We start from the raw sequence: 24799 nt of genomic DNA, 5'->3' as shown, positions 1-24799 counted from the left end.
GTCACAGTTCCCCTTCGTGCACGACCGGCTCCGCGGCCGCGGTCTCCCGCAGGCGGTCCAGCTCGGCCGCGATCGCCTCGACCGTGCGCAGGTCGTAGAACGACTCCAGTTCCAGCTTGAGTCCGGTGATCTCGATGAGCAGGTAGACCGCCCGCACCGCGAGCATCGAGTGCCCACCCAACGCGAAGAAGTCCGCGTCCGGGTCGAAGGGTGGTGTGCTGAGGAGGTCCCCGAACACCCGCATCACGACGGCTTCCGTCGCGGTTCGCGCACCGGCGTCCGAGAGAACGACCTCATGAGCACCGGCCGCGCCGGGAAGCCGGGACCGGTCGACCTTCCCACCGGGACCGAGGGGCATCTCGCTCGACCACCTGATCTCGGCAGGGATCATGTGCGGTGGCAGGCGGTCGGCCAGGAACTCGTCCAGCGGCACCTGGGGCCCGCCCACGACGTGTGCGACAAGCCGTGGCCCTGCCGTCACCACCGCTGTGTCGACGTGCTCGTGCGAGCACAGCACGGCCTCGATCTCGGCCGGGTGGACGCGGTAGCCGCGGACCTTCGTCTCGGGGTCCGCGCGCCCCAGGTAAACCAGTTCTCCGCCGACATACCGCACGAGGTCGCCCGTGCGGTACAGGCGTGCACCCGGCACACCGCTGAACGGGTCGGGTACGAAGGCGGTCGCCGTCGTTCCCGGACGCCCCCGGTATCCCCGCGACACGGGGGCGCCTCCGACGTAGAGCTCCCCCTCGTCAGTCTCCTGCAGCTTCTCGTCGAGGACGCGCAGAGACGCTCCGGCGATCGCCGTGCCGATGGGCACGGGTCCCTCGGTCACCGCACCTGCCCGGAATTCGTGGGCGCAGCAGGCGACGGTGGTCTCGGTCGGCCCGTACTCGTTGACCACCAGCGTGTCCGGAGCGTTCAACGCCCACGGCCGCAGTGCCTCCGCGGTCAGCGCCTCGCCTCCGACGACGAGGCGGCGGGTCGCCGTCGAGCCCGGACTCAGCAGCTGCGACAGCGCGACGAGGTGCGACGGGGTCAGCTTAACGAAGCTGAAGTCGTTGCCCGGCCACGCTTTCGCGAGCGGGGCGAGTGCCGTGGCACTCTCTGGCAGCACCACCACTGCCCGGCCGGCGACCAGCGGCGTGAACAGGGTGGTGATGCTCATGTCGTATGCGACCGGCGAGTGCAGCGGGGCGCCAGAGCCGCTCCCGGCCTCGTAGGCCGACGCGCACCAGAGGAGATACCCCACCACGGTGTCGTGCTGCACCTGCACGCCTTTCGGCGTCCCCGTCGAACCCGAGGTGTAGATGACGTAGGCGAGGTTGCCTGGAACGACGTCCACCTCGGGCGGCGTCACCGGGAGGTGTGTCAGGTCCTGGTCTCGCAGCCACTCCTCGGTGATCACGACCAGCGCTCCGGCGTCCGCCACGATCCGCTCGCGCCGCCGGGCCGGCTCGCCGGGGTCGAGCGGCAGGTAGGCGGCCCCAGCCACGAGCACCGCGAGGACCGACGTGACCAGCTCCACCGAACGGGGCAATGACACAGCGACCACGGTCTCCGGACCCGCGCCCAGCTCCCGCAGCCGATGGGCGAGCCGGTGCGCGATCCGCACGAGTTCGCGGTAGCTGACGGCGGAGTCGCCGGACGCGACCGCGGTCGCGTCCGGTGTCCGCTGGGCCTGCTCGGCGACCAGTTCATGCACGCAGGACGTCATCAGGGCTCTCTTCCTTCACCAGGAACACGCCGGGATCCGACGCTCCCGCTCGCAGCAGGTCGCCGACGGCCGTGACCAAAGCCGTCGCCGTGGCGGTGTCGAAACCTTCACGCTGGTAGATCAGTTCGAGCCGCAACCCGCTCGACTCACCGGACACGTCGAGCAGCAGGTCGACATCCGTCTCCGGCTCGGACAACGCGACCGGGACCATCTCGACGCCAGGCAGTGACACGCCCTCACGCCAGGCGCCCTGCTGGGTGACCTTGACCTGGAACAACGGGAACCGCCCGGCCTCGCGCGGCGGGTTGACGGCGGCCACGATCCGGTGGAACGGCATCCGGTCGTGCTCGTAGGCGCCCAGGCACTGCCGCCGCGCCAGAGCCAGCAGCTCACCGAACGTCGGCTGGGGCGCGGCGAAGCGCACCGGCAACTGGTTGACGAACATGCCGATCAGCTGCTCGCTGCCAGGCCACGACCGGTTGGCGGCGTCGACACCGATGACAATGTCAGCGCACCCGGTGAAGTCGGCAAGCACCTGGTAGAACGCTGCCATGACCGCCATGAACGGGGTCGCCTTCAAGCTCCGCGCCGTGCCGGCGAGGGCGGCGGTCTCCTGCTCGGTGAGCTCGTGGACGACGCTGCTCGCGGCGAAGCCCCGCCCCGCCGGACGCGATCGGTCCATCGGCAGGTCGATCGTCGCCGGAGCGCCTGTGAGCTGCTCGGTCCAGTAACGCAGGGACTCCACAGCCTCCTCGCCGGCGAGCCAGCGGCGCTCGTCGCGCACGTACTGGCCGAACGTGGTCTCGGGCAGGGGAACCTCGGCGTCACCGTCGACCCACCGCTGGTAGTACGTGGCGATCTCCCGACCCAGCACCGTGAGCGACCAACCGTCGGCCACCAGGTGGTGCAGCACGAGGGTGAGCTCGTGGAGGTCCGGACCCGTCCTGGCGAGACCGGCGGTCATCAGCGGGGGACGCGCGGCACTCGCTGAGAGCTGTGCACCGCGCGGCGCATCGTCCTGCTCGCCGGCGACCTCCAACGTCACGTCGGCCTGCGCCCGCACAGTTCCTGTGGGGATCCCCCTTTGCTGGGAGTAGACCGTGCGCAGCGGCTCGTGGCGGGCGACCACGGCCTCCAGGCCGTGCCTCAGCGCGCGAACGTCCAGCTCACCGCGCAGGGTCAGCGCAAGCCGGATGAGCTGCGGGTCCTTGTTCCTGTGCAGCTGTTCCAAGAACCAGAGCCGTTCTTGGCCGGACGACAGCGCGCCTGGGCTCAGCTCGCCCGACCGCTGCTCACCGGTCTCGCTCGCGGCCAGCACGGCGGCGTGCAGCCCCTGAGGTGTCGGGTCGGAGAGGAACGCGCGCATCGACGTGCCTGGTGCGCCGAACCTCCTGCGCACCAGCGAGACCAGCGTCATCGCGCGCAGGGAGTCGCCACCCGCCTGGAAGAAGTCGTCACCCGGCCGCACCTCTGGCAGGCCGAGAACCTCGGCGAACGCCGCTTGGACTCCGGCAAGCTCATCACCATCAGAGGAAGACGTCTTCCCGATGTCCGGGACCAGCGCCAGCAGCGCCCGGTGATCCACCTTCCCCGACGTGTTGGTGGGCATCCGCTCCAGCACGAACACTCTGTGCGGCAACAGGTAGTGCGGCGCGGACGCCCGCAGCCACTCGTGCACCCCGACACCGTCAAGTCCACTGTGGCCGGTCACGAACCCGTACAACCTGTCCACCGACAGCACGCTCGCCGCCGCGCCGACGCCGGGAACTCGCAGCAGCTCCGCCTCGACGTCACCCAGCTCGACCCGATGCCCGCGCACCTTCACCTGGCGGTCGCGCCTGCCGAGGAACTCGATGGCCCCGTCGGCGGAACGGATGCCGCGGTCGCCGGTCCGGTACAACCGCTTTCCGGGATCTCCGCTCAGGTGGTCCGGGACGAACGCGAGCGCGGTCCGCACCGGGTCCGCGATGTAACCGCGGCCGACGCCGATACCGCCGACCATCAGCTCGCCTTCCGCACCGGGCTCGACCGCACGGCCTCGCCCGTCCACGAGGTGGATCCGGGTGTTGATGATCTCCCGGCCGATCGGCGGGAAGGCGCTGTCCGCGCACTCCTCGTAGGTGACGAAGTGGTGCGTGACGTCGTCGGAGCACTCGGTGGGGCCGTAGGCGTTGACCACGGGGATGTCCGGGCAGTACTCGTACCAGCGCCGCGCGACCTCCGCCGGCAACGCCTCCCCGGTCGCGATCAGGAAACGCAGTGAACCGAGTCCCGCGCGCAGCTCCTCGTCGGCCCGCAGTTCGTCGACCACCACCGACAGAAACGACGGCACGATCTCCAGCACGGTGACGCCTTGTCGCCGCACCCACGCGACCAACTCGGCCGGTTCGGAAATGTTCTTCGGCGACGCGACCGCGGCAACGGCACCGACCGCCATCGCGGTGAAGCACTGCCACACCGAGATGTCGAACGACAGCGGCGCTGTGAACCCGATGACGTCCGCCGGTCCGAGATCGAGGTCGAGGACCTTGGCCTCGATGTGGTTGTTCATGCCCTCGTCCACCACCATCACGCCTTTTGGAGCACCGGTGGAGCCGGACGTGAAGATGACGTACGCGAGGCCACCGGGGTGCCGGACGGCGGTGGTCTCGCCCGCCGCGTCCGGGGTGGCCACAAGCACCTCGGGCCCCAGCCCGGCCGCGTACCTCTCCTGTCCTGGCTGCACGAACAGGAGGTGCGCTTTCGCCGTCTCACACAACTGCCGTGCCCTGCGCGCGGGCATGTACGGCTCGACGGGCACGAACGCCGCACCGGCACGCAGCACGCCGAGAGCCATCGCGACGTATTGGCCGCATCGGTCGGAGACGATCGCCACCACGGTCTCGGGCCCGACACCGCGTGCGTGCAACGCCGAGGCGTAGCCGGCCGACTCGCGGTCGAGATCCGCGTAGGTGCGGGTTGTCCCGTCCTCCGCCACGGCCACCGCACCGGGGGTGTCCGCCACTGACTTCTGGAACGAGATCAACAGGTCCGTGTTCATCGTGCCTCCTGGCAGAGTGACACCGCGGTCGCCGTCAGCGCGGCGCCGATGTCGTCCAGCAGCCCGCGTGCCTCCGCCCGGCCAAGCGTCGCGGGCTTGTACCGCAGTTCCAGCACCAGTTCCCCGTCCTCCACGATGACGCTGAGCACCAGGTCGCACGTCGTGGCGTTGATCGCTCCGGAGAACAGCCCGCTGTCGGACCGGTAGGGCGTCATCCGGGTGTCAGCGACCACGCCGGTGGCGCGGTTCTCCTGCTGCATCACCAACATCGCCTCGAACAACGGCGCGGCGCGCATCTGGTCCGGATGCTCGGCGGTGAGCGCCTCGAGCACGTCCTCGAACGGCAGTTCCTGGTACTGCTGCGCCTCAACGCACACCCGGCGGCTCTGCTCGGACAGCTGTACGGGGTCCGCGTCCTGCTGCACGGTCAGCCGCAGCACCGCCGTGTTCGCGAGCAGACCGACGGTGTCCTCCACGTCTCGTCCGGCGCGGTTGGCGAGCATCGTGGCGATGCGTATGTCGTCCTGCTCGCTCCACCGTCGCAACGTCGAGGCATACGCCGTCAGCACGACCATGAACTCGGTCATGACGTGTCGGTTCGCTGCCTCCCGGACTCGTTCGGTGTCGGCGCGCGAGAGCTTCAGCCGGCAGGCGGCCGAGCGCAACCGTTCCACGACAGTGCCCTGGCCGAACCGTGCGAACCTGGTCGCCTGCCCGGCGCCCAGTCCGGCCCACGGTGGTGCAAGCCTGCCGAGCCAATACTCGCGCTGGCGTGCGGCATCGTCGCCGAGCAGCCATTCCCGCCGCGCCGCGGACAGCTGACCACTGCCCAGCGCGGGCGGCAGTCGATCGGGCTCCGTTCCGGCCACCAGGCTCGCGTAGATCCTGCCCGCCTCGCCGAGCAGCACCGCCAGCGACCAGCCGTCGCAGATGATGTGGTGGACGTTGAGGAACAGGATGTGGCGCTCGTCCGCGATTCGGTAGACGATCGCCCGCATCAGCGGTGCCCGGCAGAAGTCGATCGGTTCGCGAACAGCCTTGGCCATCAGTCGCTCGCACCGCGGGATCGGGTCGGCACGGTCGCTGAGGTCGACGACCTCCACCTCCAACCGCGCCTCGGGTTCGACGACCTGCACCACATCGTCATCAGCGGTGATGCGCGTGCGCAGTGCCTCGTGCCTGCCGATCAGCACCTGGAACGCCTGTTCCAGAGCGGGCAGGTCGAGTCGGCCGTGTATCTCCACAGCCCCCGGCATGCCGAACAGCGACAGCCCCGGCAGCTTCGACTCCAACAGCCACATCTGTTGCTGTGCTTGGGAAAGCGGGTACCGCCCGGTGCCCACCGGCAGGTCGTCCGCGGTTTCCGGGGTGTCGGAGGGCTCCCCGGTGGGTGCGTCGGCGAGCGCCTCAGCGGTCTCCGCGATGGTCGGCGCCTCCATGAACGCCCCCAACGACAGCATCGAGCCGTACTTGGCGCGGAGCCGGTTCACCACCCGCACCGCGGTCAGCGACGAGCCACCGACCTCGAAGAAGTTGTCCTCCACGCGGAACGGACCGGCGCCGAGCACCTGCTCCCAGACATCGGCGACCTCCTGCTCATGCGATGTCCGCGGCGAGGTCGCGCTGGATTCCGCGTCGGTCGTCCGCAGCCGGGCCAGCGCTCGCCTGTCGATCTTGCCGTTCGTCGTGAGCGGGAACCTCTCCAGGATCCCGTAGCTGTGCGGCAGCGCCGTGCGCGGCAGCCGCGGCCGCAGGTGATCTCTGATGGCCCGCCCGTCGACCTGGGCGCCTTCCGCGGGACGGACGAACAACGTCAGCGACGCCGTGCCGTCCGAATGCTGCCGTTGCACGGCGACGGCCTCGGCCACCGCCTCGTGCAGGCGGGCCTGGCTCTCGATCTCGCTGGGGTCGACGCGGACGCCGCCGATCGACAGCTGGCCGTCGAGCCTTCCCAGGAACTCGACCTCGCCGGCCGCGTTCCACCTCGCGCGGTCGCCGGTCCGGTTCAGCCGCCCGCCGGGCACCGTGCTCCACGGGTCGGGCACGAACTTCAGCGCGGTGAGCCTCGGTTCGCCGATGTAGCCTTGGGCGACGCACACGCCGCCGACGTGAAGATCACCGGCAACACCGTAGGGCGCGACGTTCATGTCGCTGTCGAGGATGAGGAGGTCGACGTTGCCGACAGGCCTCCCGATCGGCACGTCACCCCGGCCGCCCGCGGCTACGTCGCACACCGCGGCGTCGATCGTCGTCTCGGTGAGGCCGTAGAGGTTCACCAGCTTCGCAGAGCCATTCTTGAGGAACCGGTCAGCCAGAGTGCGCGGCAGCACGTCGCCGCCGCTCTGCACGAGGCGCAGAGTCGCCAGGTCCTCGGCGGAGGTCGGCGAGTCGCACAACGCGTGCAGCAGGCTGGGCGTCAGCTCCAGGCGGGTGACTCCGTGGTCCCGCACCGCGGCCGCGATGAGTTCCGTGTCGCGGCCACCACCGTCCGGCAGCGTCACGAGGGTGCCGCCGGCGACGATCGTCTCCATCATCTCGCCGACCTGCGCGTCGAAGCTGATGCTGTGCGTCAGCAACACCTTGTCGACGTCATCCTGCTCGAAGTGCTGTCTGCCCCACGAGAGCCGGTTCACGATCGAGTCGTGACCGACGACCACGCCCTTCCGGTTCCCCGACGAACCGGAGGTGTAGATGATGTAGGAAGGTGCCTTCGCCGGTAGGCCTGTCGCCACCGCGACAGGTGCGGAAGGCCTGTGCGGGACCTCCTCGGCCAGCAGCAGCGGGACGCCGTGCCCGCTGAGCCACGTCAAGCTGTCGCGCAGCCTCGTAGCCGACACGACCACGCGAATCGACGCGCTGGTGACGACGTGGGCGTGGTGCAACCAGCCGTCGTCGGGGTTGAGCGGAACGTAGACGGCTCCGATTCGTTGCGTGGCCAGGAATGCCGCTACCTGGTCCTCGGTCGGGTGCATGATGACGCCGACCGTTCCGCCCGCGCCGACGCCATGCGCGACCAGCTGTTCCGCGATGGCTTCCGCGCGCAGGCTCAGTTCGCGGTAGGTCCATACCCGGTCAGGTGTCTCGACCGCGGGCTTGTCCGGCTTGTCCAGCGCCTGCCGTTCGAACATCGCGTGGAGCGTGTCGCCGGAACCGGGGGCTCGTTCGCCACGGCCACGCTCGATGGTGCTCGCCTCGTCGTCGGCACCGAGCAGAACCGTGGCACGGCAGGAGGAGTTCGGCTGAGCGAGCAGCCCCGCCAGCGCGTTGCGGTACGCCCGGTGCGCCAAGTCGACCTTCGCCCGCGGCACCACCGAGGCATCGAAGTCCAAGGACAGCTTGAGCTGCGTTGTGCGCATGTCGACCGCGAAACCCGCGTCGAACGCGTAGTGGGTGGACTCCAGCTCGGCGATGCCGATGATCTCCAGTCGGCCGCTGCGCACCAGGTCGTGCGTGACGTGGAAGTCGGTGAAGTTGAATCCGGTGTCCACGATCGGCCGAGTGCCGTACTGCTGCTGGATCGCCGCGTTCGGGTACCAGCGGTGGCGCATCAGCTCCAGCTCACCCGCGCTGAGCTCCCTGGCCAGTTCGGCCCATGTCTGGCCGCCGATCTCCGCGCGGATCGGCAGGTTGTTCAGGAACAGCCCCAGCACCTTGTCCGCGTCCGGTTCCTCCGGGCGACAGGCCACGGTGAGACCGGTGACCACGGTGTCGTTACCCGACAGCCAGGCCAGCACCCGCATGTGCACGGCGAGCAGCATCGACTTCAGCGGCACTCCGGCGTCTGCGGCGACCGCGCGGAGGTCGTCCACGAGGCCGTCCGGCAGCGACACCTGCTCGTGACACATCTGCGGCGGGCCGGTCCGTTCCTCCGCGAGGTCGGTGGTCGGCATGGTCCGCTCGCGCCAGAAGTCCTGGTTCGCCCGATCCCGCGATGCCCCCCGTTCGAGTGCCACGTAGTCGGCGAATCCGCTGCGCGGCTTGGTGACAGGCCGCGCCGGCCTGCCCTCCAGCAAGTCCAGATACCTGGACGCCAACTCCTCGAAGAAGAGGTTGACCGACCACCCGTCGAGGATCCCGTGGTGGTGCGTGAAGACCACCTGGAAGCTCGTCGGCGAGAGCACCACGATGACGAACCGGAACAGGGGTGCCGTCGTGAGCTCAACAGTCCTTCCGCGTTCCTCCCCCAGCAGCTTCTCGACGTAGGCGGTCTGCCTGCTCTCGTCGAGGTGCTCGATGTTCTCGTACCTCAGCGGAATCTCGACGTCGCGGTGCACCACCTGCATCGGTGCGAACGGATGGCCGAGGTCGAACCGGACACGCAGAACCTCGTGCGCGGCCACAACGGTCTCCAGGGCGTACCGGAACAGGTCGAGTTCCATCGACGCGCGCAGGACGTAGCTCAGCACGATGTGGTACTGGCCCGCTTCCGGGGCGAGCTCACTGTGATAGACCATGCCGGTCTGCAGCGCGGTCATCGGGTAGGCATCCTCGACGGTGTCGGGAAACGACTTCGCGACTCGTTCGGGGAGCAGGCCGAACGGCGGGGTCCTGGTCCCGGTCTGCTCGGCGGTACCGCTCACCGCGGCGAGGTCCGCCAGCACCGGCTTGGCATAGACGTCCCGCACCGTCACATGCACACCGCGTTCCCTGGCCAGCGCCACCAGCCGGATGGCGCGCATGGAGTCGCCGCCCAGCTCGAAGAAGTCGTCTGCCGACGAGACGGCGCCGGTGTCCAGCGCCTCCTGATAGGCCTCGGCCAGCGCCTGCTCCGCCGGGCCGTCAGGCGCTACAGCGTCCTTTGCGGATGCTCGGGACCTGGCAGCAGCAATGGCGGCGCGATCCAGCTTTCCGTTGACCGTGAGGGGAAGCGCGTCGAGAACGGACACCGCGAATGGCACCATGTAGCGCGGCAGCGTCAAACGTGCCTCGCGCAGTACATCAGCGGCCTCCAGGTCGATGCCGTTCGCGGCCACCACGGCAGCCACCAATCGCCCGTCCGACACGGCGACGCCCGCGGCGGCGACCCCTGGCTGCGTCGTGAGCCCGTGCTCGACCTCGGCCAGTTCGACCCGGAATCCGTTGAGCTGCACCTGACCGTCACCGCGGCCGAGGTAGTGGAGGTGTCGGCCACGCCGCCGTCCCAGGTCTCCCGACCGGTACATCCGGGCGCCGGCGACAGGGCTGAACGGGTCGGGCACGAAACGTTCGGCGGTGAGCCGGGCCCGGCCGGGGTACCCGATGCTGACACCGGTTCCGCCCACGTGGATCTCACCGGCGCAGCGGTCCGCGCACGGTCGCCCGTCGCGGTCGAGCAGGTACAGCGACCCTCCTGGCAGAGGCCCTCCGATGTCGCTGGCCTGCCACACGGCGGGGCCGGGCGCGTTGCGCTGCCACGACGCGTGCACCGTCGTCTCGGTGATGCCGTACATGTTGACCAGGTCACCACTGGCGATCTTGTGCCAGCGCTCGGCGAGCCGGTGGTCGAACGCCTCTCCGCCGAAGATCACGTACCGAACGTCCCGGACCCGGTCCGGATGCTCGGCGACCGTGGGCAACAACACGGAGAACGCCGACGGCGTCAGGTTGAGCACCGTCACACGCTCGCGTTCCAGCAACCGGCCGAAGGCCTCCGGCTCCCTGGCAACCCACGACGGCACCACGACGAGCGTGCCACCGGTGAGCAGGCTTCCGAACACCTCCCACACCGAGAAGTCGAAGGAACACGAGTGGAACAGCGTCCACGTGTCCTGCTCGCCGAACCCGAACTCCGCGCTCGTACCGTCCAGCAGGCTCAGCACGTTGCGGTGCGTGACGTGCACGCCCTTCGGCGTGCCAGTCGAACCGGAGGTGTAGATGACGTACGCGACGGCGTCGAGCGGCACCGGCGGACATTCGGGTGCCTCGGAATTCTGTTCCGCCAACGACTGCAGGGTGTCGGCATCGATGACGTGGCGGACCCCGGCGTCTGCGGTGATGGCGTCGGTCCGCGGCCGCGGCCACGCCTCGTCCAGCACCAGGTACGCGGCCCCGGCGCGCACCACGGCGAGCATGGCCACGACGAGGTCGATGCCGCGGCGCAACATCACGGCGACGACATCGCCTGCCCGGACGTCCCGTGCCCGCAGACCGCGTGCGACGGCGTCCGTCCGGTCGCCCAGCTCCTGATAGGACAGCGTCTCGCCCATGTGCCGCAACGCCACCGCGTCCCCGCGCCGCGCGACGACCTCCGCGAAACGGCCGGCCAGTGAGTCCCCTGCGGCGGGCGCCTTCAGCGGCAGAGCGCCGACGGACCAGTCGTGGTCACCGAAAGAGAGATCGGCGACCGGCCGATCCGGGGCCGGCAGCACCAGGCCGACGATCCGGCCGAGCAGCATGCCGAGCGCGGCGACGTCCTCATCACCGATGGCCGCGCGGTCGAACTCGACCGCCACCGACAGCGTGTCGCCGTCGTCCTGGACCAGGAAGTTCAGGTCGTACTTGGCGCTGTTGTGGCGGACGTCCAGCACGGACGTCTCCAGACCGTCGAACCGCGGCGGAGGGATGGCCGCGCCGACGTCGGTGACGACGACGTTGAACAGGCCACCATCCTTCGTCACCGCAGGGACTCCCAGCTCGTCGCGCACTACTTCGACCGGCAGCCGCGCGTGCTCGACGGTGCTCAGCAGAGCCGACCTGACGCGCCCGACGAGGTCCCGGAACGCCGGGCGGCCGGTCAGGTCCACCCGCAGCGGCACCATCGCGACCAGATGTCCGATCAACCGGTCCAGGCCCTCGCGGTCGCGATTGGCCACGGGCGTGCCGACGACCAGTTCCCGCCGGTCGGCGACCTGCGCCAGCAAGATCGAGATCGCGGCCGACATGACGACGAACTGGCTGGTGTGGCACGAGCGGGCGAGGGCGCGCAGCGCGGCCGTGGTCACGGCGTCGAACCGGACCGCGTGCTCGCCGCCGCCCTGCCCCAGGACGGGTTGCGGCAACGGCAGCAGGCCCAGCCAGGGGTCGGCCAGCTGGTCGCGCCAGAACCGCCGCGCCGCGCCGTTGTCCGCGCGAGCCACCCAGTCGCGCTGCCAGGTCGCGTAGTCCACCACGCTGAGGTCGCTGGTGAACAGCTCCTGTCCGTTGTAGGCACGGGCCAGGTCGTCGACCAGCACGCGAACAGCCTCGCCGTCCGCGATCAGGTGGTGCACGGCGAAGAAGAGCACGTGCTCGCCGGGCGCCAGGCGGAACAACCGCGCGCGCAACGGCGGCTCGGAGTCGACCGCGATCGGTGTGCCTGCCAGCTCCTCGCACCGGCGCAGGCATTCCTCTGCGGTGACCTCCACCGCTACCAGCGGTTCTCCCACCATCGGCAGCACGACCTGCCGCGGCACACCACGTTCGGCCGGGAAGACCGTCCGCAACGACGGGTGCGCCGATCGGACGGCATCCAGTGCCGTGGCGAGCGCGCCGACGTCGAGCGCACCACGCAACCGCAGCGCACCGCAGATGTTGTAGACGCTCGTATCAGGCACCAGCTGGCTGGAGGACCACAGGCCGCGCTGGCCCCAGGACAGCTCACCGCTGCCGCCACCGGCGCGCGGCCCTGCGACCGCGGCCCGTTCCTCCAGCACGCCCGCAATGTCGTCGCGGTGCGCCTTCATCTCCGCCAGCAGGTCCGGCGGGACCTCAGCCCCGACCGAGCGGAACTTGATCCTGCCGTCCTCCAGACGCAGCGTCACGCCCAGGTAGTCCAGGCGCCGGATCACGTCGTACGCGGTCATCGCTCCCCCTCGACGGCTGCTTCGGGGTGCACCGCGCACGCGGTGAGCACCCTCAGGTAGCGCTCGGCCAGCCGCGCGATCCCCGTTGCGCTGTAACGGTCTCCCGCATACCGCAGCGAGCAGCGGTAGCCGCCCTCGCGGGGCTCGATGTCGAGCGTGAGCGGATACGGCGCGGTGCCGTTGTCGATCTCCATCAGCTCGGTGGTGACACCGGCGAAGGCAGGCGTCTCCCCGGCCTCGGGCTGCATGACGACCATTACGTCGAACGGTGTGCTCGTGGAATCCGCGTTCCTTGCCACCGCGTTCACCAGCCGTTGGAAGGGCAGGTAACGCGACCGGTACACGCGCAGCGAACTGTCCCGCATCCGTTTGAGCGCGTCGTGGAACGTGTCCGCCGGTCCGAGTTCCACAGCGAGCAGCGACACGTTGAGCAGTGGGCCCACGACCTCCGTCAGCTCGGGGTGGTCCCGGTTTGCGACCAATGTGCCCAGCACGACCGTTTCCGCTTTCGGGCCTCGACGCAGCAGCGCGGCGAGTGCCGTCGCGAACACCATGAACGGCGTGGTCCCGGTCCTGCCGGCGCACTCGCGGACTGCCGCGGCCACCGGTTCGCCGACGTCGAACCAGTGCCGTGGCGCCCCGGCGGCACCTCCCGGCGCCTCGGCGGGCGCGGTGACGACCGTCCCGCCGAGCGAGCCCCGCCACTCGTCGGTGAGGTCGATGGCGGTGGCCAGCCAAGCGTGTTCGTCGATGCAGTACCGCGCGTAGGTGTAGTCCGAACCGGCCGGGGGCTGCCCGTTGTAGTGGCCCGCCAGCTGCCGCAGGAACACCGGCAGGGATTGCCCATCGCACACGATGTGGTCGATCGTGACGACCAACCGCCACTCCTCGTGTCCACTGTGGATCAGCAATGCCTTCACCGGCAGCTCGCGCCGCAGGTCGAACGCCGTGCCCGCCTCGTCCGCGACCACCTGGTCCACGACCCCCGACCCGAACTCGGCGACGGCCCCGCGCAGGTCGGCCTGAGCCAGCTCGAATTCCCCGGCCGGCGCGGGCGCCCAGTGCAGCACGCCCTCCTCCTCGGTGAACCTCGCCAGCAGCACGGGATGCGCGGCGAGCACCGCACGCAGACTCCGCTCCAGGGCCACCGGGTCCAGCGGACCGGTGAACCGCAGGACGCCGGGCATGTTGTAGACCGGGCTGCCGGGGTCGAGTTCCCGCAGGAACCAGAACCGCTGCTGCGAGGCGCTCGCGCGCACCGGGTACACCACCGGCCCCCTGGCCGGGCGGAACGGGGTCCCGGAACGCGGACGCGCCGTCCGAACGGCCCCCACGAACTCGCCCAGGCACGGGTTCACGAACACCGACTCGACGTCCAGTTCGACTGACAGAGCGCGGGACACCTGGTCGAGCATCTGCAGCGCCAGCAGCGAATGTCCGCCCAGCAGGAAGAAGTTGTCGCGCCAGCCGATCTCCTCACGTCCCAGCAACGCCGACCAGCTCGCCCGCACCACCGCACTGACCTGGTCCTCGCGGGCCTGCACGACCTCGGCCGAGGCGGCGGGCACGTATCGGAGGGCCGCGTGGTCGACCTTCCCGTTGGCGATCCGCGGCAAGCGTCCCGTCCTCACGAACACCGACGGGATCATGTGCCGGGGCAACCGGTCCAGCAGTCCCCTCCTGATGCGCTGGTGCTCGTCGCCGGTCAGCTCCCGCACGGGTTCGTCACCGCCGAAAGCCAGATGTGCCACCAGGGACACGCCGTACGGCGTCTCGTGCCTCTTCGCCGCCGCGTCCAGCACACCGTCGAGCTCGCGCAGCGCCGCCTCGACCTCGCCCAGCTCGATGCGCAGACCGCGCACCGCGACCTGGCGGTCCACCCGGCCGAGGAACTCGAGCACCCCGTTCGACGTGCGCCTGCCCAGGTCCCCAGTCCGGTAAAGCCGGGCACCGGGCGCGCCGAAGGGGTCCGGCACGAACGCCAGCGCGGTCTGCCGCGGATCACCCAGGTAACCGCGTCCGACGCCGTCACCGCCCACGCAGATCTCGCCGTGCACACCGAACGGGACAGCTGCCAGCTCTCCGTCCAGCACGTGCGCCGAGCTGTTCGGCAGCGGTGCCCCGATCGGCACCCGCCGCGTCTGGTCATCACGCCGGGTGACCTCTGAGATCGTCACGTCGTCCGCGCACTCGGCGGGGCCGTAAGCGTTGTACAACGCGACCGACGGGCACTCGGAGTGCCATCGTCGAACGACGTCCCAGGTCAGCTCCTCCCCGGTGGAGATCACCGCGCGCAGACGGTTCGTAGCGCGGTGCACGCCCTCGTCCAGCAACGCGGCGATCGTGACCGGCACCACCTGCAGCACGGTGATGCCGTCACCGTCGATCGCGCTCTTGAGCCGTGCCGGGGACGCGGCGTCCGCGATTCTGATCCGCGCACCCGCGACCAGTCCCGCGAGCAGCTGCCACACGGAGATGTCGAACGACGCGGGCGCCGTCTGGCCGACTGAGTCATCTGGGCCGAGGCCGAAGTGCTCGACCATCTGCCACAGGTGGTTCGTCAGACCTCGGGTCGTGACCACAGCCGGCTTCGGCACGCCGGTCGAACCCGAGGTGTGGATGATGTAGGAACTGTCCGAAGGAGACGTTCGAGGCGCAGGACGGATCGAGACGCCGCCGCGTAGTTCGTCCACTTCGAACACCCGCACGCCGTCGTGGTCGACAAGGTGACGGGACTTGGCGTCGGTGATGACCACCTCGGCGTCGAGCTTCGCCACCATGCGCTTCGCCCTGACAGGCGCCTCGGATGAGGAGATGGGCACGTAGCAGCCTCCTGCCTTGTGCACGCCCACCACGACCGCGACGTAGTTCGTGTCCCTTTGCGCACACACCACGACGTTCGCGTTCGGGCCCACCCCCGCGCCGCTCAGCGCCGCCGCCACCTCGTTCGCACGACGGTCGAGCTCCGCGTAGGTCAGCGCCAGAGTGCCGTCGTCGACGGCGACCGCGTCCGGCCTCAGGCAGACCTGCCGGTCGAACGCCATCAGGTAGTGGTCCTCGCGCTGTGCCGGGGTGCCGACTCCGCTCGCGATCACCTCGTCCCGGGATGCCGCGTCCAGCAGCGGAAGCCGCGTCACGTCGGCCTGGGGGTCTTCGGCCAGCGCGGTCAGCATGGCGACGTACGCCGCCACGAGCTGCTCCGCCACTGCCCTGGGCAACAGTTCCCCGTCGAACTGGAGTCCGAACTCCAGCCCGTCGGCCAGTTCCGCGACGTTCAGCGCGATGTCGGCCTGTGCGGCCGGGTCCGGCACGTGGTACGCCCTCAGGACGCTGTCGCCGAAGGCCAGTGCCGCCGACGGGTCGCCGAGCACCAGCCCGGCAGCGGTCTCCCCGCCGGGAAGCGTCCGCGTGTAGTAGCTGAACATCGCCTGGAACACCGGCGGTGCCCCGAGCTCCCTGTCCACGTCCAGCAGCCCGGCGAGCAGCGGGAACGGCAGATCCTGGTGGTCCACGGCGTCCAGCACGCGGGCCTGCACGGCCTGGGCGAACTCGCGGAAACCGATGCGCCGCAACGAGGACCGGATCGGCAGTGGGTTCACCAGGTAACCGACGTGGGACTCGAGCCGCTGGTCCGACCTGCCGGCCACGGGCACACCGGTGATCAGGTCCACCTGGCCGGACACGCGGTGCAGCAGCACCTGGAAGGTTGCCAGCAGCACGTTGTGCTTCGTGAGACCCTCGCGCCGGGCGAACGCGGAAAGCAGGGCCAGGACGCCGGCGGGAACCTGGAACGGGATCGTCGTTCCCTCCCAGCCCCTGCGGTGGGTCGCCGATGGAAGCGACAGCACCGGCAGCTCGCCGCCGAGCCGCTCCCGCCAGAACGCGCCCAGTTCGTCGGAGCGAGCGAGCGCGGCGGACTCCAGCTCGGCCGGCAACTCGCTGTACGGGGCGCCCGGCACCGGGGTGTCGCGCTCGTACTCGTCGGCGAGCTGGGGCAGCAACACCGACAACGACGAGAGGTCGCACACGATGTGGTGCAGGGACAGCACGAGCACCAGGTCGTCGCCGCGGTCGGCCAGCCCCACTCGGACCAACGAGTCGCGCTCCAGGTCGAACGGCGTGGTCGCCAGGCGTGTGATCCAGTCGTCGAGCTGCTCACCGGTCCAGGCACGCGCGTCGACGACCTCCGGCACGACGCCGGCGTCCGGCCGCACCACAGCGTCCGGCACGCCGTCCACGTCCCGGACGTTCAGCCGCAACGACGCGTTGCGGTTGACGACGGCGTTGATCGCACGGGACAACCGTCCGACGTCGGCGGCGAGCGTGAACGCCCTCGTGACGTTGTAGGCACAGCTGCCCGGCTCGGAGCGCTGGATGAACCACAACGCCCGCTGGCCCTCCGTCAGACTCGGGCCGGTGGAGGTGTGGACCACTGCGGCGGTGGCGCAGGCATCAAGGGCGGTCCGGGCGAGCTCGGTGATCGATCCGGCCCGCAGCACCGCACTGGGCCGCATACGCACCCCGAGCAGGTTCTCGATCTCGTGCTGCAGCCGCACCGCGACCAGCGACTCGACGCCGAGTGACGCTGGCGTGTCGGAGACGGCAACGTCCTGGGCGCCGAGCACGTCCCGCAGATGCGCGGCGACCGCATCGGCCAGCCAGTCGACCCTCGCCCGGTCGTTCGCGGCACCGAATCTTCCCGCGCTCACCTCGGCGACCCGGTCGGCGAGCACCGAGCCGGTCTCGGCGTCCGAGACGTCCCGCGCCAGCACCGGCAGGTCGCCGGACAGGAACCGCTGCCTCGCGGCGAACCGCTGCACCTTGCCGCTGGAGGTCTTCGTGATCGCTCCAGGCGGCGCCAGCACGACCGTGTGCGCGCGAACGCCGTAGTTGCGCGCCAGAACGCCCCGGATGCGGTGGATCAGGTGCCGGTGGTGTTCTTCCGACGTGCCCGCCCGCACCTCCTGGACGACGACCAGCACGTCGTCGTCGGCTGTGCTGAAGATCGCCCCGCATCCCGGCCGCAGTGCCGGGTGCGCGGCGGCGACGTCGGCCTCCATGTCCTCCGGGTGCAGGTTGCGGCCGCGGTAGATCACGAGGTCTTTGAGCCTGCCGGTGACGTAGAGCCGCGCGTCGGCAACGAACCCGAGGTCCCCGGTGCGCAGGAACCGTTCCCCTCCGAGGTCGAGGCCGAACGTCCGGCCGCTCGTCTCCGGATCTCCCCAGTAACCGGTGCTGTTGCTCGCCCCGGCAACGCAGATCTCGCCGATCCGGCCGTCGACCACCGGCTCGCCGGACTCGCGGTCCACGATCCGAACAGAAGCGTGGCCGGGCAACCGGTACGAGGCCAGTTCTCTCGCCGCACCGTCCGAGCCCGCCACAGCGACGCCCGACTCGAGGGAGGCCACGTCGAAGGACCGGCTCGCGCTCGGCTCGTCCGGCGACTCGCTCGCCACGAGCAGCGTCGCTTCCGCCAGCCCGTAGCAAGGTGTGTGCGCCGCAGCCTGGAACCCGGTGGCCGCGAAGGTGTCGGTGAACGCCCGCAGCGTCCTCGGCAGAACGGGCGCGGCACCGTTGAACGCCACCCGCCAAGAGCTCAGGTCAAGCCGCTCCCGCTCCTGCTCGGAGACCTTTCGCACGCACAGGTCGTAGGCGAAGTTCGGGCCGCCGCTGACGTCCGCCCGCTCTGCGGAGATCGCCTCCAGCCACGAGGCCGGCCTGCGCAGGAACGTCAGCGGATCGAGAATCAGTGCTCGCGCTCCGGCGTACAGCGGCTGCAGCAGCCCACCGATCAGGCCCATGTCGTGGTGCAACGGCAGCCAGCTGACGATCGCCGAGTCCGGGCGCACGCCGAACGCGCTGTTGATCGCGGCTTCGTTGGCCATCAGGTTGCCGTGCGTAACGATCACGCCGCGAGGAGCACTGGTCGAGCCCGAGGTGTACTGCAGGAAGGCAACGTCGTCGGACCCGCGATCGAGCACCCCCGCACCAGGTCCGGACAACGTCTCGACGTCGATCCACCTGAGGTCCAGTGCACCGGCGAGCCCGGCGGTGACGTACTCCCTCAACGGCGCCACCGAAAGAATCGCGGAAGCACCGCTGTCCTTCGCGACGGTGACCACGCGCCGGAGCGCGGACTCGTTGGCGGGCAACGGCAATGGTACCGCGATCACGCCCGCCTGCAGGCAGCCGAGGAACGCGAACGCGAACTCGGCCGTCGGTGGCAGCAACAGCAGCACGCGATCGCCGACGGACAGCAGGTCGCCCAAGGCGCCGGCCGTGGCCGACACGCCGTCCCGCAGCTCACCGTAGGTCAGCGAGCCGCCTTGCCCGAGTTCCGGCGCGAAAGTCAGTGCTCGTGCCGAAGCCCGCGCCTCGGCATGGTCGTGCAGGGTCGTGATGATATTCCGTCGCACAGGCCCCCCAGGTCCCATAGACGTCAGTTCTTGCTCGCTGCCTGATCCGGAAGGGCGGACAGCCGCGCCCTCAAGCTCGGCCGGTCAGGCCGCGCACACCCGGAAACCCACGTCGTAACAGGTGTAGAGCGGCAGTGAGTACAGCCGCAGCGTGACCCTCAGAGTGGACGGGTTGCAGTCGTTGAAAAAGGAACCCCCACGCAGGACGCCGAGACCAACCTTGCCCTTCTTGGTGTTCAGCGCCTGCACCTTGTTCGGGTCGAACGGATACTGGTGCCATCCCGTGGACACCCATTCCCACACGTTTCCGGCGATGTCGTCGACGCCGTAGGGCCCGGACGCCGACGGGTACTTCCCCACCGGAGTCGTGTCACCGACGAACATGCTGTGGTTGCAGATGTCGGGCGTAGGCGCCTCGTCACCCCAGACGTGCATCCGCCCGTCTACACCACGAGCCGTTTTCTCCCACTCCGCCTCGGTGGGCAGCCGGGTTCCCGCCCACTCGCAGTACGCGAGGCAGTCGACCCTGCTCACATGGGTGACCGGATGGTCTCCCTTGGCGCCGACCCCCGAACCTGGGCCGCGCGGCGTGTTCCACGCCGCGCCTTCGATCTCCAGCCACAGGTGGTCCTGACCCGGCGTTGTGGTGTTCTCGCCACCAACCCACACCCAGCTCTTGCCGATCTCCTCCGCGGTGGTCCGGTATCCGGTCGCTTGGACGAACCTCGTGAAGTCCGCGATCGTCACAGGCGAGCGCGCGATCCGGAACTCCGGCACGTCAACCTCGTGCGCCGGTGAGGCGGTGTCCTGCGTGCCGTCCGGACGCACCCGGTCTACACCCATGGTGAAGGGCCCGCCCGCGATTCCGACCCAGTCGAATTCCACGTTCACGTCACGCTCCAGATGATGGTGATGTCTTCGCTACTTCCACGCCTTCTTCTTCCTCACCGCTCGACCGGATCTTCCGAATCGGACCGAAGAACACGAACAACGCGGACACAGCCGACACGAGCGCTCCCAGGAACACCGTCACGGGAACGCTCGTCCACATGGCGAGGCCACCGCCGAGGAGATATCCGAGCGGCCGCGGGCCGGAGAAGGTCATGCGCATCGTCGCGTTCACGCGGCCGAGCAGGTGGCCCGGCGTTACGGTCTGCCGCAACGTGTACTGGTTGACGTCGTACCAGGCGTTCGTGAACCCGGCGATCACGTTGATCACGATCAGCACGAGGACCGCCGCACCGAAGTCCGAGGCCACGACGAACAGGTATGCGACCCCACCCGCCAGCAGCGAGTAGACGAGGGTCGGGCCGAGTCCGAAACGCGCGACCACCCACGAGATCGTCATGGCGCCCAGCACGTTCGCGACACCCGTGATCGCCGCGAGCAACCCGACCTCGAACGGCGAGAGGTGCAGGGTCTTGTAAAGGAAGATCAGGTACACGGACTGGAAGATCGCGATGCCGAAGTCGAACGTCGCGTTCGCCACCGCCAGCCGCGCCAGGACCGGATGCTTGAACACGAACTGGAGCCCCTCGCGGATCTCCGCCACCATCGTGCGCGCGTCGAGCTTCGGCTTGTTCTTAGGCTCCTCGCGCGTCTTCATCGACAGCAACGCCACAACGGAGACCACATAGGACAGTGCGTCGACGAGTACCGTTCTCGCCGGGCCGATCGCGGCGATCAGCGCGCCGCCGATCGCGGGACCGGCGGTCCCGGCCACCGAGTCGGTAGCGTTCAGCCGGGCGTTCGCACCGAGCAAATCCTTGCTGCCGACCACGTCAGGAACCAATGACAGGTAGGCGATGTCGAACACCACGGTGAAGATGCCCATCACTGCGGCCACCAGGTAGATGACCCACATCTCGCGGTAGCCGGTCAGATATGCAAGCACAAGCGCACCGGCCGCGAGCGCACGGCCGACGTCGCAGACGATCAACGTCCTGCGCCGGGGCCACCTGTCCACCAGTGTGCCCGCCGGCAGGGCGAACAACGCGAACGGGGCCACCTGTGCCGCACCGATCAGGCTGGCCTGCAACGGCGTCGCGTTGTAGACGAGGATGGCGAGCGTCGGAATGGCCAGCACCGACACCTGGGAGCCGAACTGGCTGACTCCCTGCCCCACCCACAGCCTCAGAAAATCCGAGCCAAGCTTTGACCTCACGGGCTGACTCCTGCTCCGTTCTCAACCGGTCGTGCCGTCCAGTACTCCTCGACCGTTGCCAGCGGGGCGAAACCCGCTCGCAAGATCCGGTCGTGAAACGCTCTCAGATCGCCTCCTGCGCCCGACCGCCAGCGCCGGATCGCCAGTTTGCCGAGGCAGTACGCCGTGCAGTCGAAGTCGCCCGGTACCACCAGCGCCTCGCGAACCGCCACCTGAGGCGCCCACCCGCACACCCGCACCAGGTGGTCCGCGGCGTCCTGGAAGGTCCACCGTCGCAGGTGGACGGACAGGAAGATCAGCAGCCGGGACGCGGACACGAGCGCGGACCGCAGTTGCGCCAGTTCGACCAGAGGGCGGCCGTCGGCGAGACCGCACTCCACGGCGAGCTCCTCGGCATAATGCGCCCAGCCTTCGGTGAACCCGCTGGTGCGCAGGCAGCTGCGGACAATGCTCCGCATGCTCTCGCTCATCTTCGCGTGCAGGTAGTGACCGGCGAACGTCTCGTGCACGGCGATCATTTCGAGCATCGGCTCGTTCAGGTAGTTCCGCCACACCGCCGCACTCGGCCCGCCCGCCGTGAGGTCCGGGTCGGGCAGGTACAGCACGTGCGGTCGGCGGATCTCGTCCAGCGGACCGGAGATCACGATCTCCACCGCGGCCGTGCCGTCCCGCTGGCGCATCCGCCTGATGTCCGGCATGGCGGTGGGATCCACGGTCACGAGGCCGGTGCCCAGCCAGAATTCCCGCAGCCGCTCGACGATCTTCTCGGTCGTGCCGAGCACCGAGCCGCGCAGCTCCGCCGCGCTCAGCAGCTCGGCCGCTGTGCCGCCCAGCGCACGGGACTTCCGGTCCAGCTCGGCCGCGAGCCTGCCGACCTCGTCGCTGACCTCGGCCAACAGGTCCTTCGGCGGGGTCTCGACGCCCTCATGGGTCCGCAGCAGCCCGGCGAGGCGTTCCAGGCCGAGAAGTCCCGCCACGGGCTTGGCTGCGGACACCGCGGTGGCGTAGCGGCGGAACGCCTCGGCGGCCGCTTCCGCGCCGGGCACTGACCGCAGGTCTCCCTCCAGGTGTCCGGCCGAGGCCCGCGCGCGTTCGGCCGCTCGCAGCCGCAGTCCCGCGGGCAGCCTGTCGTCCAGCCGCGTAGCGACACGGTCGAGGTAACCGGGTAGTGCGCGCACGTGCTCGGCCAGCGCGCCTTCCCTGCGTTCGGCCGGCAGGTCCGCGTACACGTCGACATCGGTCTCCGCCAGCGGGCCCAGCGGGTCGGTGTGGGCCACGCGCAGCTCCTCTGCCCGGAACCGCTCGGCGTCGACCAGTCGTGCCGCGGCGCTCAGGTCCGCCCGGTGTTCGGAATCGGTGGAGACCACCGATCCGAGTCGCGCGCTCAGTGACGCCAACGCGGCAGGATCAGGTCCCTCGTCGGGCAGCACACCGTAGAACTCTTGTGCACCCGCAAGCCTCGCATTGTGCGGGTGGCACGCGAACAACAGCTCGACTGCCTCTGCCAAGAGCAGGGAGTCCGGAGTGGCAGGCACCCCGGATCGGACGGCTGCGACCATCTACTCGTCGTCGCCCTCTTGCTCGAACGCGACCTCTCCGTCGACCTCCGCGAGCATCGTCTGCAGTTCCTCGTTGGACACCGAGTCGAGCTGCTCCGCGTCGACCAGCTGAGACAAGATCATCTTCATCCTCCGTATCGAGACATTTCGTGGAAGAAGTCGGCCACGACCACTCCGTTTGTGGTCCGGTCGTAGACGTCGCGTGAGACAACGAGGTCCAGCACACCGAGGCCGAACGGCGAGAAAACCACGGTGCGGTCGACCGGCGGCGTGAACGCACCGGTGAGCACGTCGTACAACGTGGCGTGCACATGGTCGCGGTTGCCGGTGGCCTGCTCCGCGAGATGCACGGACGTCGCGGCTTTGAGGCAGTGTTCGACGTCGTCCACGACGTTGCAGCTGTCCAGCACCACCGCCGGCGAAAGGTCGCGCAGCGACACGTTCAGCACCAACGGGTGGTGCGCGAACCAGCCCGGTTCCTCGACGTGCGGTGCCGCCGCCGTCGTCGCGAAGAGCAGGAGATCCGACGACTTCACGAGGCTTTCCGCACTGTCGTGCACGGTGATCCGGACCGTATCCGCACGTCCCAGATAACCGGCAAAGCCCTCGGCGTGCTCCGCGCTGTGGTCGAAGAGACCGACCTCCTCGAACTCGAGTCCTGCGGCAGCGAGGTAGGAGTGCACGAACCGCGCGATCAAACCGGTTCCGACGATCCCCAGTTTCGTGGGCCGAGGGCGGCCGCCGCCAAGCCGCACAGCGGCCAGCGCCGCGGATGCGGCGGTGCGCACCGCGCTGACGATGGAGCCTTCCAGGCACGCCAGCGGGTAGCCGGTTTCCTTGTCGTTCAACAGGATCACCGCAGACGCCCGAGGAATGCCGTTGCCTACGTTCGCGGGGAAGCTGGAGATCCACTTGATGCCGGACACCGCGCCATCACCGCCGACCGAAGCCGGCAGCGCGATGATGCGGTTGGCCGGCTCGTCAGGGAACCGCAGGAAGTAGGACGGCGGGTTGACCGTTCTGCCCTCGCCGTGCAGCCGGTACCCGTGCTCGACGAGGTCGAGCATCTCCTTCTCGCGACCGAGGATCGCGTCATGTACCGCTTTGCCGGAGATCACCACGAAAGGGCGTGGCGCGGTGTTGTCAGCCATGTTCTGCCACCAGATTCCGTTGGAGCGCCGGTGTTGCCGGACCGAAGCGCTCCGCTACCCAGTCGTCGTCGTAAACGGTGTCGGCGTACCTGTCGGCGAGATCGGGTGCTATGGCCACCGCTCGCGGCCGCCACCCCGAGTCCTGCCCGTCGAGCCAGCGCAGCGCGCCGCTGAGAACGGTCCCGGTCGAACCACCGAACAGGAACCCGCCACGGGCCAGCTCACGGCAGCACCGCACCGTGTCCTCCTCGGCGACGTGCACGACATCCGCGAACAGCTCGGGTTCCAGCAGCGGCGGCGCGACGCTGGCGCCGAGACCGGGAATCGAGCGTTGTCCCGCCTCGCCACCGAAGCTCACCGAGCCCACCGCGTCTATCGCGATCACCTTCACCTCGTCGCCGTTGTCCCGGAAGTACTTGGCGCAGCCCGTCGCCGTGCCTCCGGTGCCGACGCCGACGAACAACAGATCGAGGTCGGGGAAGTCCTTCGCGATCTCCGGCGCTGTGGTCTCGTAGTGCGCGATCCAGTTCGCCGGGTTGGCGTACTGGTTCGGCCACAGATACCGGGAGTCCTCAGCGCACCGGGCTCGCACGTAGTCCAGCCGGGTCTGCAGGTACCCGCCCTTGGGGTCCGGATCGGTGACCACCACGAGCTCGGCACCGAGTGAACGCAGCAGGTTCAGCGTGCTCCGGTTGCACCGCGGATCGGTGACGCACACGAACCGCAGTCCTTTGCTGGCCGCAATCATCGCGAGCGCGAGCCCGAGGTTCCCGGACGACGACTCGATGAGGATCGAGTCGTCGTCAAGCCGCCCGCTTTGCTCCGCCGCCGCGACCAGGCCGGCCGCGGCGCGCAGCTTCAACGAGCCCGCGAAGTTGAAGCCCTCCACCTTGAGTTTGAGATCGTGCCCGAACGCAGGGAGCAGGTCGACGTAGACCTGGTAGTCGAACGGCTCGTGCGGGGCGGTGACGAACCGCAGGCCCGGTACTCCCCCG

Annotated in this window: 10 protein-coding genes; all 10 read right to left on the bottom strand. The window is 69.4% G+C overall.

Annotated elements, in window-relative coordinates; genetic code table 11:
* Position 1 precedes the first annotated feature (1 nt).
* The gene (locus ACQEU1_RS03465; protein WP_433196120.1) at positions 2–1714 is read right to left on the bottom strand and encodes a non-ribosomal peptide synthetase; all 1713 of its coding nucleotides are present in this window, start codon (positions 1712–1714) and stop codon (positions 2–4) included.
* Positions 1695–4754: an amino acid adenylation domain-containing protein gene (locus ACQEU1_RS03460; protein WP_433196118.1), complete on the bottom strand. Its 3060-nt coding sequence runs from the start codon at positions 4752–4754 to the stop codon at positions 1695–1697. Before ACQEU1_RS03460 ends, ACQEU1_RS03465 begins: the two co-directional genes overlap by 20 nt.
* Positions 4751–12514, bottom strand: coding sequence for an amino acid adenylation domain-containing protein (locus ACQEU1_RS03455; RefSeq protein ID WP_433196116.1), 7764 nt, complete (start codon positions 12512–12514; stop codon positions 4751–4753). The genes ACQEU1_RS03460 and ACQEU1_RS03455 overlap by 4 nt, the downstream gene beginning before the upstream one ends.
* On the bottom strand, positions 12511–18930 hold the full coding sequence (locus tag ACQEU1_RS03450; RefSeq protein ID WP_433196114.1) for an amino acid adenylation domain-containing protein: 6420 nt from the start codon (positions 18928–18930) through the stop codon (positions 12511–12513). The genes ACQEU1_RS03455 and ACQEU1_RS03450 overlap by 4 nt, the downstream gene beginning before the upstream one ends.
* Positions 18931–19014: 84 nt before the next feature.
* Positions 19015–19821 carry a formylglycine-generating enzyme family protein gene (locus ACQEU1_RS03445; protein WP_433196112.1) on the bottom strand — a complete coding sequence of 269 codons (807 nt, stop codon included), beginning with the start codon at positions 19819–19821 and terminating at the stop codon, positions 19015–19017.
* 1 nt (position 19822) lies between these two features.
* Positions 19823–21094 (bottom strand): MFS transporter, encoded by a 1272-nt coding sequence (locus tag ACQEU1_RS03440; protein WP_433196110.1) that lies wholly within the window; start codon positions 21092–21094, stop codon positions 19823–19825.
* A complete protein-coding gene (locus tag ACQEU1_RS03435; protein WP_433196108.1) occupies positions 21091–22461 on the bottom strand; it encodes a DUF885 family protein in 1371 nt (456 codons plus the stop codon). Before ACQEU1_RS03435 ends, ACQEU1_RS03440 begins: the two co-directional genes overlap by 4 nt.
* A gap of 192 nt (positions 22462–22653) precedes the next feature.
* The gene (locus tag ACQEU1_RS03430; protein WP_433196106.1) at positions 22654–22776 is read right to left on the bottom strand and encodes a hypothetical protein; all 123 of its coding nucleotides are present in this window, start codon (positions 22774–22776) and stop codon (positions 22654–22656) included.
* Positions 22777–22778: 2 nt separating this feature from the next.
* Positions 22779–23804 (bottom strand): 2,3-diaminopropionate biosynthesis protein SbnB, encoded by a 1026-nt coding sequence (gene sbnB / locus ACQEU1_RS03425; protein WP_433196104.1) that lies wholly within the window; start codon positions 23802–23804, stop codon positions 22779–22781.
* Positions 23797–24783, bottom strand: a complete 987-nt coding sequence (gene sbnA / locus ACQEU1_RS03420; protein ID WP_433211289.1) for a 2,3-diaminopropionate biosynthesis protein SbnA — start codon at positions 24781–24783, stop codon at positions 23797–23799. The genes sbnB and sbnA overlap by 8 nt, the downstream gene beginning before the upstream one ends.
* Positions 24784–24799: the final 16 nt, after the last annotated feature.

Origin of the sequence: Lentzea sp. CA-135723, from assembly GCF_050936595.1 — a bacterium.
GTDB lineage: Bacteria > Actinomycetota > Actinomycetes > Mycobacteriales > Pseudonocardiaceae > Lentzea.
The sequence above is the reverse complement of the archived record's forward strand: the minus strand, read 5'-3'. Positions and strand labels throughout refer to the sequence as shown.